Genomic DNA, 13623 nt, shown 5'->3' with positions numbered 1-13623 from the left:
CGGTCTGTACGTCCTCTACCGGCTGTTCACCGAGTCGTGACAGATCCGGCCCACGAGAACATCGAAAACGGAGTGGCCAACGGTTCGTCGTCGTCGACGCCGATCGTTCGCCACGACGAGGGCGCGAAGCCCGCTGATGCTGCCGCCCCCCGGCGCAGCGGCGACCAGGCGGTCGCGGAAGCGGCCGAGCGTGCCAAGTCGACCGGGTCGCTGAACGTTCCGACGCTGCCCGATCTGCCGTTGCCCGTCGATACCGCGAACCTGCGGCTGGGCCCGGATCTGAGTTCTTCCATGCTCGCGCTGCTGCCGCTGGTCGGCGTGTGGCGCGGTGAGGGCGAGGGCAATGATTTCGAGACCGGCGACTACCGCTTCGGTCAGCAGATCATCGTCTCGCACGACGGCGGCGACTACCTGACCTGGGAGGCGCGCTCCTGGAAGCTGGACGCCCAGGGCGAGTACGCGGGCCCGGATCTGCGGGAGAGCGGTTTCTGGCGGGTCGGCATCGACGGTGACGACGAGGTGCTGGAGCTGCTGCTCACCCACTCCACCGGCATTGTCGAGCTGTTCTACGGCCAGGCGCTCACCCAGTCCTCCTGGGAGCTGGCCACCGACGTGGTGATCCGCAGCCAGTCCGGCATCGTGGTGGGCGGCGCGAAGCGGCTCTACGGCATTGTCGAGGGCGGCGACCTGGGCTACGTCGAGGAGCGCATCGCCGCCGACGGCGCATTGGAGCCGCGGCTCTCGGCACGGTTGCAGCGGTACATCGGCTAGCCCGCCTCCCCGAAACTTCAGCGGGCGGCTGGGAGCCGTCGACGGTGGAATTCCGTGCCTGCGCTGGGTGCCGAACCGATTTCGGGGTGCCCCAGAAGTTACCCCGATCCTCACGAGATCAGTTGCCGAGTCGCGAAACCGTGTGCGCGGCAGCCGATCTTCTTGGTACGAAACAGGTACGGCCCCCGAGTTGTATCAGCGGAGATGCAACTTTCACGCTGATCCGGTCGGACGGACCGTAACTCGGGGGCCGGGTGACTGCCTTGGATTCGCGAGGGCTCGCGCGATCGGAATCCGATTGCAGCGGTAGCGCCTAGCTGGCAGCCACCTCACGCGTCCTAGAAATCATTCTCGAACCACCTCCTTCCTGTGTACCGACGAAATTAGTCGGATGAGACAGTGGCGGCAACGTATTTTCTCGGATTGCGAAATCGCAGGTCAGGCCGGCGTTGTGGGAATAGATCGAGCGATGGCGACGGTTCCGCCGGGCTCGACGCGAACGATGGTGTCCGCCTTCGTGTCCGGCGGCAGCTGGTGAGTGACGACGACCACGGTGCGGTCGCGCTCCACCAGGCCGCTGGATTCGTCGAGCAGGCGGCGCAGCAGCTCGGCCCCGGCTTCGGCCTCCAGGTGCTCGGTGGGTTCGTCGAGCAGCAGTACGCGGGCCGGGGCGAGCAGGGCACGGGCCAGCAGCAGGCGCCGGCGCTGACCGCCCGAGACCGCGGCCGCGCCGCCGACCAGATCGGTCTCGACGCCGTCGGGGAGGGAGTCCAGCCAGTCGCCGGCTCCGACCGCGCGCAGAGCGGATTCGGCCTCGCCCGGCGTGATGTCGCCGCGAGCCACGCGCAGGTTCTCCAGCACCGTGGTGCCGAACAGGTGCGCATCCTCGGCGAAGAAGGTGACGCCCGGGCGCGGCGTCTCGAAGAGCCCGGCCCAGGACATCAGCAGCGTGGTCTTGCCCGCGCCGCTCGGGCCGACCACGGCGATCCGGCGGCCCGGCGGCAGCGCGGGGAGATTCGGTGCGGGAGCCGCGGATTCGCCGTGCTCGAGCCGATCCAGGCGGTGCAGGGCGGCGCGGCCGGTGGTGAGGGCCTGCGCGGCGGCCGGGAGCACCGCCATGGCCTCGAAGGCGGACAGCGGGACCAGGACCAGCACCGTGAACGCCATCGGGGTGATGCCGCCCGGCGGGACGGTCTGGAAGCCCGCCGTCGGGATGGGAGAACCGCTGCCGTACAGCACGATTCCGATGAGCAGCGCGCCCAGCACACTCGCCCCGATGGACAGCGGCAGCACCGCCGCTGCCCACGCGCTGCGCGCCGCCGCCCGATCCTCCGCCGCGACCGCCCGCTGCCCCGCCGCGGCGGCCGCGCCGACCGCCTCGGAAAGCCGGCCCGCCACCCGCAATTCGGGTGCGTGGTCCAGCACGGTCAGCGCCTCGGCGGTGAACTCGGTGCGATCGGTCCGCACCGCGAGCTCCGCCTCCCGGGCCGCGCGCGCCGACAGCCACGGCGCGACGATGCCCGAAACGGCCAGCGCCACCGCCAGAATCACCGCAGCGAGCACCGAGATACTCGCCAGCAGTCCGACGGCCAGCAGCGACAGGGTCAGCGCCACCGCGATCGGGACGAACGCGCGCACCACCACGGCCCCGAGATCGTCGATATCGCTCATGACCCGGCCGAGCAGCTCACCGCGCCGCAGATGCGTCGGATCGCCCTGCCGGGCTTCGTCTTCCGCGCCGGCCGGTCCGGCCGCATCACCGTCCGCCGACCCGGTCCGCCGCAACCGCCAGATGTCCGCACCCGCCAGCGTCCGATAGGTCGTGGTCCGCGCGGTGCTCATGGACCGCAGCGCCACATCGTGGGTGGCCAGCCGCTCCAGATACCGGCACAGCCCCCGCGAAATGCCCAGCGCCCGAACGGTCACCACGGCAATGCTCAGATCCAGCACCGGCGGCATCTGCCACGCCCGCGCAATCAGCCACGCCGCCAACGCCGCCAGCCCGAGCCCGCTCCCGAGCGCCAGCACCCCCCATCCCACCGACAGCGCCATCCGTCCCCGCGACAGCTCGAGCAGCTCCCGAATCCGCCGGAAATCGGCCAGTACCGCCCTCATCGCGCCGACACCTCCATCGAGCTCACCACGCCCGCGCTCCCGGTCGCGCCGCTCCCGGCTCGGCCGAGTACGCCCCCGTCCGCTCGACGGGGACTCGGATCCGCTCGCGGACCCGATACCGACTCGGCGGCAGCGGTTTCCGGCGCGGGTCCGCAGGCGCCCGGATCCGGAGCGGCCGCTGACCCGTCGATCCCAGTTCCGGCGGATGCGCCGGAAGACCCTGGCGTGGCGTTGCCGCTGAGCTCGGCAGCCGAGTTCGTCGCCGCGTCCGATTGCCGCGGGGCAGCGGCCGTCGTATCCGACTGTGGTTCATGCTCGGACTGCGCCGTCGTCGTGGCCCGGACTTCGACCACGCGGTCTGCGATGGCGAGCACGGAGGGTCGGTGGGCGACCACGACGACGGTGGCTCCGGCGCGGGCGCGGGCGGTCAGGGCCGCGAGAACCGTTGCCTCGGAGGCGTCGTCGAGGTGGGCGGTGGGTTCGTCCAGGAGCAGGATCGAGCGTGGGGCGGCGAGGGTGCGGGTGAGGGCGAGGCGCTGGCGCTGGCCCAGGGAGAGGCCGATGCCGCCGGCGCCGAGCACGGTGTCCCAGCGGGACGGGAGCGTGGCCAGGACGGCGTCGAAACCGGTTGCGGCGCAGGCGGCGTCGACCTGGCCGGGGCCGGATGGCGGGCCCAGGAGTTCGAGATTGGCGCGGAGGGTGCCGGGGACGAGAACGGGGCGCTGGGGGAGCCAGGCGATGTGGGACCACCAGCGGTCGGGGTCCAGGTCGGAGACGGGTATGCCGTCGACGAGAACGCTTCCGGCGTCCGGGGTGAGCAGGCCCAGGATGGCTTGCAGCGCGGTCGATTTGCCGCACCCGTTCGGGCCGGTCAGGACGGTGACCGTGCCCGGCCGCAGGGCGGCGGACAGCCCTTCGGGTGCGTATCCGTCGCGGGACCGCACCGTGAGTTCGCGGATGTCGATGTGGCCGTGTGGGTTCCGGTGCCCGGGTTCGGTCGGCACGGGCGTCGGCGCCGCGGATGCCGCATCGGTGTTGGCGTCGGCTTCGGGCGCGGCGTCCGGCTCGAGGATGGCGAAAGCCTTGTCGGCGGCGGCCATTCCGTCCTGGGCGGCGTGGAAACGTTCGCCGACGGCGCGCAGCGGAAGGTAGACCTCGGGGGCGAGGATGAGGGCGAGCAGGCCCGCGTACAGGCCCATGTGGCCGAACACCAGGCGCATGCCGATACTGACCGCGACCAGGGCCACGCACAGGGTGGCGAGCATTTCCAGGACCATGGAGGACAGGAACGCCAGGCGCAGCGCCGACATGGTCCGGCGGTGCAGCACATCGCCGAGCTCGCGGACCCGGCCCGCCATGCTGCGCGGCGAATCACCGTCTCCCCCACCGCTGTCCGCGCGTCCGGTCTCGCGGCCGAGCGCGCGCAGGGTCGGCATGCCGGCGAAGAGGTCGAGGAGCTGGTCGGAGAGCCGGGTGGTGGCGGCCAGGGTGCCGGCGGATTTCCCCTGGGTGAGCAGGCCGATGAGGATCATGAAGAGCGGGATCAGCGGCAGGGTGACGAAGATGATCAGGCCGGAGACCCAGTCGTGCACCGCGATCACGGCCAGCACCACCGGTGGGACGAGCATCGCCAGCAGCAGGGCGGGCAGGTAGCCCGCGAGGTAGGCGCGCAGCCCGCTCAATCCGGAGCCGACCACGACTGCGAGTTCGGTGCGGCGGCTCTCCAATTCCCGCGGCGGGAGCTGGGCCCCGGCTGTGAGCGCGGCGGTCTCGAGTTCGGCGACCACCTGCGCCCCGGCCCGGTGCGCGAGCCGCGACTGCCACCAGGTGGCGGCCGCCCGGCACCCGACCGCGACCGCGAAGATCACCAGTTCGGCGGTCCAGGAGCCGATGCGGCGCTGATCCGGTTCGGTGATGACCCCCGCGAGCACCCGCGCCAGCGCGAGCGCCGCGATCACGATGCACCCCGTGGTGACCAGCGACAGCCCCACGCTCAGCCCGAGATACCTGCGGGCGGAGCGAGCGTGCCGCCACAGTCGCGGGTCCACCGGTCGTGCCATGGTCGATCTCCTCTGCGAACGGGCGCGCCGGGCCCGTGGACATCACGTCCGGCGCGCCCGCTCCGTTCAGCTCTTCGCGGATTCCATGGGCAGCCCGATCGAGGCCGGGATCTGCTCCACGGTGAGCCGCTTGCGGAACACCCAGTACGTCCAAGCCTGGTAGATCAGCACGATCGGGACCAGGGCCACCGCGACCCAGCTCATCACCACCAGCGTGTAGTGGGTCGAGGACGCCGCCACGGTGCCGCCGCGGCCGTCGACGGTGAGGCTGTACGCGTCACTGATGGTGGACGGCAGCACATTCGGGAACAGCGACCCGAACAGCAGCACGGTGGCCGCCGCGATGGTGACCGCGGTGCCGGTGAAGGCCCAGCCGTCCCGGCCCCGGAGGGCGGCGAGACCCGCCCCCACCAGTCCGACCACGGCCAGCACCAGCGGAATCCAGGTCCAGCCCTTACCGTGGGCGAGCTGGGTCCAGATGCCGAAGGACGCCACCACCACCACGGTGGGCGCGAAGATCAGCCGGACGATGCGGTGGGCGTCGTCGCGCACCTCGCTGCCGGTCTTCAGGGCGATGAACAACGCGCCGTGCAGCAGGAACAGCAGCAGCGTGGCCAGCCCGCCGAGAATGCCGTACGGGTTGAGCAGGTCGAGCAGCGTGCCCTGGATGTGCTTGTGCTCGTTGAGCTGCACACCGCGCACGATGTTCGCGAAGGCCAGACCCCAGGCCAGCGCCGGAATCCACGACCCGAGCGCGATGCCCACGTCACACCAGGTGCGCCAGCGCGGATCGTTGATCTTGCCGCGCCATTCGATGGCGCAGGCCCGCGCGATCAGCCCGACCAGGATGAGCAGCAGCGCCAGGTAGAACCCGGAGAACAGGCTGGCGTACCACTCCGGGAAGGCGGCGAACATGGCGCCGCCGCCGGTGAGCAGCCACACCTCGTTGCCGTCCCACACCGGGCCGATGGTGTTGAGCACGGTCCGTTTCTTCTGCTCGTCGCCGCGACCGATGATCGGCATCAGCATGCCGACGCCGAAGTCGAAGCCCTCCAGCACGAAATAGCCGGTGAACAGCACCGCGATCAGGAGAAACCAGAATTCTGGGAGACTCATCCTCGGCTCCTAGTAGGCGAAGGAAAGCTTCTCGACGGGCTCCCCGGTCATCTTCGGGCCCGTATCGGTGGACGCTTTCTCGGGTCCGGCGTTCACGTAGCGGCGCATCAGGTAGAACCACGCGATGGCCAGCAGTCCGTAGAGCGCCGTGAAGACGATCAGCGAGGTGAGCACCGTGCCCGCCGATATCCCGGAGACGCCCTGCTGCACCGTCATCCGGATGTGCTGGTCGCCGGTCGGGTTGGGTGCGACCACCCAGGGCTGACGGCCCATCTCGGTGAACACCCAGCCGGAGATATTGCCCAGGTAGGGGGTCGCGATGGCGAGCAGCGAAAGCCACTTGTACCAGGTCTGATCCGGTACCCGGCCGCGGCGGGTGACCCAGAATCCGGCCAGTGCCAACAGGATCGGGCCGGCCATGAAGCCGATCATGGCGCGGAAGGACCAGTAGGTCACGAACAGGTTGGGCCGGTAGTCGCCGACGCCGTACTTCTGGTTGTACTCGACCTGCAGGTCCTTGACGCCCTTCAGAGTGACGCCGGTGAAGTCGCCGCTGGCCAGCCACGGCAGCACGTAGGGCACCTCGATGAGGTGGTCGACGCTGTCGCAGTTGTTGTGGGTGCCGACCGTCAGGACCGAGAAGTCGGGGTCGGTCTCGGTGTGGCACAGCGATTCGGCCGAGGCCATCTTCATGGGCTGCTGCTTGAACATGAGCTTGCCCTGGATGTCACCGGTGAAGATGAGGGCGACCGAGGCCACCAGGATCACGTACAGGCCCAGGCGCGCGCTCGGCCGCCACATGGTGCGGGCCTCCTCGATCGGCGCGTCGCTGCTCTCGGCCTTACCCTTGCGCGCATTGCGCACCATCCACCATCCGGCGATGCCCGCGACGAAAGTGCCTGCGGTGAGGAAGGATCCGGCCACCACGTGCGGGAAGGCGGCGAGGGTGGTGTTGTTGGTCAGCACCTCCCAGATGCTGTGCAGTTCGGCGCGGCCGGTCTCCGGGTTGTACTTCGCGCCGACCGGGTGCTGCATGAACGAGTTGGCCGCGATGATGAAGTAGGCGGAGGCGTTGGTGCCGATGGCGACCAGCCAGATGCAGGCCAGGTGCACTTTCTGCGGCAGCCGGGTCCAGCCGAAGATCCACAGGCCCAGGAAGGTCGATTCCATGAAGAAGGCGACCAGCGCCTCCATGGCCAGCGGGGCGCCGAACACGTCGCCGACGAAGCGGGAGTATTCGCTCCAGCCCATGCCGAACTGGAATTCCTGCACGATGCCGGTGGCGACGCCGAGGGCGAAGTTGATCAGGAACAGCTTGCCGAAAAACTTTGTGAGCCTGAGCCAATGCTCCTTCCCGGTGATCACCCAGGCGGTCTGCATGCCCGCGACGAGCGGAGCGAGGCCGATGGTGAGCGGCACCAGGATGAAGTGATAGACGGTGGTAATTCCGAATTGCCAGCGCGCCAGATCTACGACGCTCATCCGACCTCCCTGCCGATCTACGACATAACGTAGTACCAGACATTACGCCCATGGGAGCTCAGATCAACGTATGCCTCACCACAGGGTGCCAGATATTTGCCGGAATGTGATGGACACGCCGCGGCGAATTCCACCGCGCACCGCCGGAACCTGGTGACCGTCAGGGAAACCCGGGCCGATCACCAGTCGGCGAGGCTCCCGGGCAGTGCGATGCCCCGATTGACCATCTCGACGATCTCGTCCGCGTTCTCCGGCGCCGACATGCGCAGTCCGTCCAGGGAATTGACCCGCGCCGCCAGGGTGATCGAGGACAGCATCCAGATGGCGTCGGCGGTGATCAGGTCGGCGGTGAACAGCGGCTCGTACAGGCACTCCCAGCCCGCCTTCTCCGCCTGCGCGAACAACGCGCGCTGGGTGGTGCCGGGCAGCACGCCATTGCGCGCGGGCGGGGTGATGAGCTTGTCGTCGCGCTGCACAACGACCGTCGAGCGCGGACCCTCCAGCACCCGATGCTCGGTGCTGGTGAAGATGACGTCGTCGGCGCCCATCCGCTGGGCGAACCGCAGCGCGGACATATTGGTGGCGTAGGACAGGCTTTTCGCACCCAGCAGCAGCCACGGCGCGTTCTGCGCCAGGTCGATGGAGATGCCCTTCGAGAGCGTGATCACCGAAACACCTTCGGTGCGCGCCTTTTCCACGCGGTCCGGGACCGGCACCACGAAAACGTAACCGGTGGTTGCCGGTTCGGCGCCGGCCAGGTCCCCGCCCTTGTTCGCCATTCGTTCGCCGGCGGCTCCGTGATCGCTGTCACGCCCCCGGGTGAGCACCATGCGCAGCGTCCCCTCACGCTCGCTCCCCCACTGCTCGGCGGCCAGCTCCACCGCGAACCGCCACGCCTCCAGATCCGGCGCGGGCAGATCGAGCGCCTCCGCCGAGCGGCGTAGCCGGGCCAGATGCAACTCCAGCGCACAGGGCACGCCCCCGCGCACCAGCACCGTCTCGAAGATGCCGTCCCCCCGGAGCACCCCGATGTCGTCCGCATACAACAACGGCGCGTCCGGATCCCGGATCACGCCGTCGAGTGTCACCAAGACCCGTTCCACCATGGACTCGACCCTATGACAGATGGCGGACCCCGGCGGCCATACCGCGCCACCCAGCCGGTCAACCCGCCTGCCGCCACGCCGTAAACCTCTGCCCGCGGCCCATTGGCGACATCGTTCCGGACGCGACAAACCCACCCATGGCCTGATCACGCCACCAGGTCTCGTCTACCAACGCGACAACTGATCTCGCACCGATCCGGGTAACTCACCGGGTACGGCCGAAATCGTTTCGGCACCCAACCGCCGGCACGCGTGCACGGCCGGTGACGGCTCTCGAGCCGTGCGCTGAATATTCGGGGAGGCGGGGGAGCTCTCGAGCCGTGCGCTGAAGGCGCGGAGCGGCGGGTTAGTGTGGGTGTGTGTCCTCATCGGTTGCACCCAGTCCGATTCTGCAGGTTCCAGGGGCTGTCGCAGGGCTGCCGGAGTCACCGGATGCCGCGGTCGCGTGGCATTACGGCGATCCGTTCGGCGAGCAGCGTGCGGCGGTACAGGGGGTCGCGGTGATCGATCGCTCCCACCGATTCGTGCTGTCGATCACCGGCAAGGAACGGCTGAGCTGGCTGCACACCATCTCCAGTCAGGCGGTCGCCGATCTGGGCGACCGGGAATCCGCCGAGAATCTGGACCTGGATCTGAACGGCCGGGTGCTCAACCACTTCGTGCTCACCGACCTGGACGGCACGGTGTGGATCGACACCGAGGGCGCGCGCGGCCCCGAGCTGCTGAGCTTCCTGCAGAAGATGGTGTTCTGGGCCGACGCGAAACCCGTCGACGCGAACGACCATGCGGTGCTGAGCCTGCTGGGCCCGGGTGTGGCCGAGCTCACCGAAACCCTCGGCGTCCCAGCCCTTCCCGGCACCTATCGCGCGGTTCCCCTGCCCGGCGGCGGTTTCCTGCGCCGCATGCCCTGGCCCACCGCCGACTCCTTCGACCTGATCGTCCCGCGCGACCAGCTGGCCACCTGGTGGACGCGGCTGCGTGACGCGGGTGCGGCGGCGGCGGGCCTGTGGGCGTTCGAGGCGCTGCGGGTGGCCGCGCTGCGCCCGCGCCTGGGCGTCGACACCGACGACCGCACCATCCCGCACGAGGTGAACTGGATCGGCGGCCCCGCCGAACACGGTGCGGTGCATCTGAACAAGGGCTGCTACCGCGGTCAGGAGACGGTGGCCCGGGTGCACAACCTCGGCAAGCCGCCCCGGCACCTGGTGCTGCTGCACCTGGACGGTTCCGCGGACTCCCGCCCCGCGATGGGCGACCCGGTGACCGCGGGCGGCCGGGCCGTCGGCGTCCTGGGCACCGTGATCGACCACTACGAACTCGGCCCGATCGCCCTCGCCCTGATCAAACGCACCATCCCGGCCGACACCGCGCTGGTGGCGGGCCCGTGCGCGGCGGCCATCGACCCGGATTCGATACCCGCCCACGACGAGCCGCAGGCCGGCCGGCTCGCCGTCGACAAGCTGCGCGGCCGGTGAACGCCGTCGTTCCGGCCGGCCGGGTGCTGGCCGTCTGCGTCGTGCACGCCGAGCTGGAGGTGCCCGCCCGATCCTCCAAGGTGGGTCGCACCGCCATCGACAAACGTCCGGTGCCGCACCGGGTTCCGGTCCGGGCGCTGGGGCTGGACGGCGACCACGTGTGCGACACCAAACATCACGGCGGCGTGGACCAGGCCGTCTACGCCTATGCGGAGGAGGACGCGCGGCGCTGGGCCACCGAGCTCGGCCGGGACCTCGACGCGGGCTGGTTCGGGGAGAACCTGCGCCTGACCGGCCTGCCCGTGAGCGACGCGGTCATCGGCGAACGCTGGACCATCGGCGACACCCTGCTCGAGGTGTCCGCGCCGCGCGTCCCGTGCTCCACCTTCCAGTGGCACTCCGGCGAACCGCAGTGGGTGAAACGCTTCACCGCACAGGCGAATACGGGCGCCTATCTGCGCGTGCTCACCGAGGGCACGATCGGCGCGGGCGACGAGGTGCGGGTGGTGTACGTGCCCGAGCACCGGATCACCGTCCGCGACCTGTTCACCGGCGCCGACCCGGCCCGCCTGGAACTGCTGGCCGAGGCCGAACCCACCATCTCCGACGACGTCCGCATGCAGATCGATCGTCACCGCCGTCGTCACGCCGGGGCGGCCGCCCGATGACACCGACTTCCGAGGGGAGCCCCACCATGAGCGTCGATCTGGTCGAGGTGGTGCGGTCCGGGTTCCGGGAGTGCGTGCACCGCGGCTCGGCGGTGGTGCTGCGCCCGGACGGCGAGCCGTTGGTCGCCGCGGGCGCGGTGCACGGCCCGATCTTCCCGCGCTCCACCAACAAGCCGATGCAGGCACTCACCCTGCTGCGCAACGGTTTCGAGCCGGTGGACGACGCCGAGCTGGCCATCGCCACCGCCTCGCACTTCGGCGAGGCCGATCATGTGGAGCTGGTACAGCGTTTGCTGGACCGCTTCGGCTTCACCGAGGACGATCTCGAGTGCCCGCCCGATCTGCCGTTCGAGGAGCATGCCCGGGCCCAGGCGCTGGCCGGGCGCGACCGCGCCAAGGCGTCCCGCCGCGTCTACATGAACTGCTCCGGCAAACATGCCGCCATGCTCGCGACCTGCCGGATCAACGACTGGCCCACCCGCGGCTATCTCGAGGTCGGGCACCCGCTGCAGCGGGCCGTACTGGAGACGGTCGCCGAGATGACCGGTGAACCGGAGACCGATCTGGGCATCGACGGCTGCGGCCTGCCGATCGTGCCGGTGTCGCTGGTGAATCTGGCGCGCGCCTACGCGAGCTTCGCCACCGCGCCCGAGGACAGCCCGGAACGCCGTGTCGCGGACGCGATTCGCACGCATCCGCGAGTGATTTCCGGCACGGACGGTCCCGATTTCCGGGTGATGACCGCGACCCCCGGCCTGGTGTGCAAGATCGGTGCGGACGGGGTGCACGCCGGCGCGCTGCCGGACGGTTCGGCCTTCGCCTACAAGATCGATGACGGCGCCGATCGCGCGCGACTTCCCCTGACGCTGGCCATTCTCCAGCGTATGGGGGTGCCGTGGACCGACGAGCACGCTGAGCTGGCGGCCCCCGCGGTGCTCGGCGGCGGAACCCGGGTGGGCATCGTCCGAGCGATTCCCGGGGCGCTGTAGCCCCCGGTCGGCAACCTCTTCGCGCGGGCCCGGGGAGCGCCCGGCCCGGCCCCGGGACGTTTATCCCCCACTCCTGGAAGCGCGACCGCCGGACACACGCTAAAGTGTTCGTCAGGAAGAGTATTAATTCGAACGGGGCCGCCAAACCCACCCCAGGCCGCCCCGCAGTGACGCGAGGGGGTCAGCCATGGGCCGTGGCCGGGCTAAGGCAAAGCAGACCAAGGTTGCACGGGAGCTCAAGTACAGCTCGCCGTCTACCGACTTCACGAGCCTTCAGCGCGAGCTGTCGGGGAGTCCCTCCGACTCACAGCGGAGTGGTGTGCTTTCCGAAGAGCATGACGCGAGCGAATCGCGGTCGAGCTGGGAAGAAGAAGACAGCTACGACGACTGGCGTCGCTGACTCGGATATTTCGACGTACTGCAGGGGGAGGCCGATGGGCTTCCCCCTTTAGCACGTCGATTTACGCCGAGAAGCAGTCGATGCTGAGGGTTTGCCAGCAGCACTAGCGGCTCCCCCGCCTCTACGCGCCTTTGGCGCACGGCTGGGGAGCCGTAGCTGGTTCTGCACGTGTGCCGCCGGTTGAGTGCCGATCCGATTCTGGACGTACCCGACGAGTTACCCTCGCCGGAACGAAATCAGTTGTCGCGTTGGGAGACGGGCGATTTGGCTCGCCGCCGGATATAGCGAAAGGCCCCGGCCACTCTCCAGAGTGGCCGGGGCCTTCGTTCGTTGTGTCCGGCGCTCAGAAGCGCGGGTGGTCTCCCACCAGGACGGCGCGGGCGGCGTCGGCGTCCTTGGCCTTCTTCACCGTGCCGAGGGTCCAGCAGTCGATGTGGCGGGCGGTGAGGACGGCGAGGGCGCGGTCGGCGTCCTCGGGGGCGACGACGGCGACCATGCCGACGCCCATGTTGAAGGTCTTCTCCATCTCGGCCCGCTCGACGCGGCCACGCTGGGCGATCATCTTGAAGACCGGGGCCGGGTTCCAGGTGCCGCGATCCAGCTCGGCGACCAGACCGGCGGGGAGCACGCGGGCCAGGTTGGCAGCCAGGCCGCCACCCGTCACGTGGCAGAAGGTGCGGACGTCGGTCTCGGCGATCAGGGCCAGGCAGTCCTTGGCGTAGATCTTGGTCGGCTCGAGCAGTTCCTCGCCGAGGGTGCGGCCGAATTCCTCCACGTGCCCGGTGAGGGACATGCGGTCGATATCGAGCAGCACCTTGCGGGCCAGCGAGTAGCCGTTGGAGTGCAGGCCGGAGGCGCCCATGCCGATCACCACGTCACCGGGGCGGACGCGGTCCGGGCCGAGCACGGCGTCGGCCTCGACCACGCCGACGCCGGTGGCCGACAGGTCGTAGTCGTCGACGCCCATCAGGCCCGGGTGCTCGGCGGTCTCGCCGCCCAGCAGGGCGCAGCCGGCGATGACGCAGCCCTCGGCGATGCCGGAGACGATCTGCGCGACGCGTTCCGGGACCACCTTGCCGACGGCGATGTAGTCCTGCAGGAACAGCGGTTCGGCGCCGCAGACCACCAGGTCGTCGACGACCATGGCGACCAGGTCGAGGCCGACGGTGTCGTGCTTGTCGAGGGCCTGGGCGACCGCGATCTTGGTGCCGACGCCGTCGGTGGAGGCGGCGAGCAGGGGCTCCTTGTAGCCGCCCTTCAGTGCGAACAGTCCTGCGAAGCCGCCGAGTCCGCCCTGTACTTCGGGGCGGCTGGCCTTCTTGGCCAGGGGAGCGAACAGCTCGACTGCACGGTCACCGGCTTCGATGTCGACGCCGGCCGCCGCGTACGAGGCACCGGCACCGCTGGGGATCTGTTCAGTCATTGTCGGAGAGAGCTCCAA

Annotated in this window: 10 protein-coding genes and 1 pseudogene; 5 read left to right on the top strand and 6 right to left on the bottom strand. The window is 69.7% G+C overall.

The window, feature by feature from the left end; genetic code table 11:
* Positions 1-102 precede the first annotated feature (102 nt).
* Positions 103-771 (top strand): FABP family protein, encoded by a 669-nt coding sequence (locus ACWEQQ_RS16530; protein ID WP_452338315.1) that lies wholly within the window; start codon positions 103-105, stop codon positions 769-771.
* Between the two features lie 438 nt (positions 772-1209).
* On the opposite strand, the gene ACWEQQ_RS16525 is transcribed toward ACWEQQ_RS16530, so the two are convergent.
* From ACWEQQ_RS16525 to ACWEQQ_RS16505, 5 genes and pseudogenes are all read right to left on the bottom strand, one after another.
* The gene (locus ACWEQQ_RS16525) at positions 1210-2886 is read right to left on the bottom strand and encodes an ATP-binding cassette domain-containing protein (protein ID WP_452348780.1); all 1677 of its coding nucleotides are present in this window, start codon (positions 2884-2886) and stop codon (positions 1210-1212) included.
* A 335-nt stretch (positions 2887-3221) separates the two neighbouring features.
* Positions 3222-4946 (bottom strand): annotated as a pseudogene (gene cydD / locus ACWEQQ_RS16520) (thiol reductant ABC exporter subunit CydD); the annotation flags it as partial.
* A gap of 66 nt (positions 4947-5012) precedes the next feature.
* The gene (gene cydB, locus ACWEQQ_RS16515) at positions 5013-6062 is read right to left on the bottom strand and encodes a cytochrome d ubiquinol oxidase subunit II (protein WP_452348779.1); all 1050 of its coding nucleotides are present in this window, start codon (positions 6060-6062) and stop codon (positions 5013-5015) included.
* A 9-nt stretch (positions 6063-6071) separates the two neighbouring features.
* A complete protein-coding gene (locus ACWEQQ_RS16510) occupies positions 6072-7544 on the bottom strand; it encodes a cytochrome ubiquinol oxidase subunit I (RefSeq protein WP_452338199.1) in 1473 nt (490 codons plus the stop codon).
* A gap of 179 nt (positions 7545-7723) precedes the next feature.
* Complete coding sequence (locus ACWEQQ_RS16505; RefSeq protein WP_452338200.1) at positions 7724-8650, bottom strand: aminodeoxychorismate lyase; 927 nt, start codon at positions 8648-8650, stop codon at positions 7724-7726.
* A 359-nt stretch (positions 8651-9009) separates the two neighbouring features.
* Between ACWEQQ_RS16505 and ygfZ the strand changes: the two genes are divergently transcribed.
* From ygfZ to ACWEQQ_RS16485, 4 genes are all read left to right on the top strand, one after another.
* On the top strand, positions 9010-10125 hold the full coding sequence (gene ygfZ, locus ACWEQQ_RS16500; protein ID WP_452348778.1) for a CAF17-like 4Fe-4S cluster assembly/insertion protein YgfZ: 1116 nt from the start codon (positions 9010-9012) through the stop codon (positions 10123-10125).
* Entirely contained in the window at positions 10122-10793 is a 672-nt protein-coding gene (locus ACWEQQ_RS16495; RefSeq protein ID WP_452338202.1) for an MOSC domain-containing protein, read from the top strand. The genes ygfZ and ACWEQQ_RS16495 overlap by 4 nt, the downstream gene beginning before the upstream one ends.
* Before the next feature lie 26 nt (positions 10794-10819).
* Positions 10820-11782 carry an asparaginase gene (locus ACWEQQ_RS16490; RefSeq protein ID WP_452348777.1) on the top strand — a complete coding sequence of 321 codons (963 nt, stop codon included), beginning with the start codon at positions 10820-10822 and terminating at the stop codon, positions 11780-11782.
* 187 nt (positions 11783-11969) lie between these two features.
* Entirely contained in the window at positions 11970-12182 is a 213-nt protein-coding gene (locus ACWEQQ_RS16485) for a DUF3073 domain-containing protein (RefSeq protein ID WP_452338204.1), read from the top strand.
* Positions 12183-12525: 343 nt separating this feature from the next.
* On the opposite strand, the gene purM is transcribed toward ACWEQQ_RS16485, so the two are convergent.
* Complete coding sequence (gene purM, locus ACWEQQ_RS16480; RefSeq protein ID WP_356998884.1) at positions 12526-13605, bottom strand: phosphoribosylformylglycinamidine cyclo-ligase; 1080 nt, start codon at positions 13603-13605, stop codon at positions 12526-12528.
* Positions 13606-13623: the final 18 nt, after the last annotated feature.

The sequence above is a fragment of the Nocardia sp. NPDC004123 genome (genome assembly GCF_053603795.1).
This window is presented reverse-complemented; position numbering and strand designations above follow the sequence as displayed.

What these genes read in the sequence shown, in the direction of transcription:
- ACWEQQ_RS16490 (WP_452348777.1), top strand. Translation starts at nt 10,820, where the DNA reads ATGAGCGTCGATCTGGTCGAGGTGGTGCGGTCCGGGTTCCGGGAGTGC.
- purM (WP_356998884.1), bottom strand. Translation starts at nt 13,605, where the DNA reads ATGACTGAACAGATCCCCAGCGGTGCCGGTGCCTCGTACGCGGCGGCC.
- ACWEQQ_RS16510 (WP_452338199.1), bottom strand. Translation starts at nt 7,544, where the DNA reads ATGAGCGTCGTAGATCTGGCGCGCTGGCAATTCGGAATTACCACCGTC.
- ACWEQQ_RS16485 (WP_452338204.1), top strand. Translation starts at nt 11,970, where the DNA reads ATGGGCCGTGGCCGGGCTAAGGCAAAGCAGACCAAGGTTGCACGGGAG.
- ACWEQQ_RS16505 (WP_452338200.1), bottom strand. Translation starts at nt 8,650, where the DNA reads ATGGTGGAACGGGTCTTGGTGACACTCGACGGCGTGATCCGGGATCCG.
- cydB (WP_452348779.1), bottom strand. Translation starts at nt 6,062, where the DNA reads ATGAGTCTCCCAGAATTCTGGTTTCTCCTGATCGCGGTGCTGTTCACC.
- ACWEQQ_RS16525 (WP_452348780.1), bottom strand. Translation starts at nt 2,886, where the DNA reads ATGAGGGCGGTACTGGCCGATTTCCGGCGGATTCGGGAGCTGCTCGAG.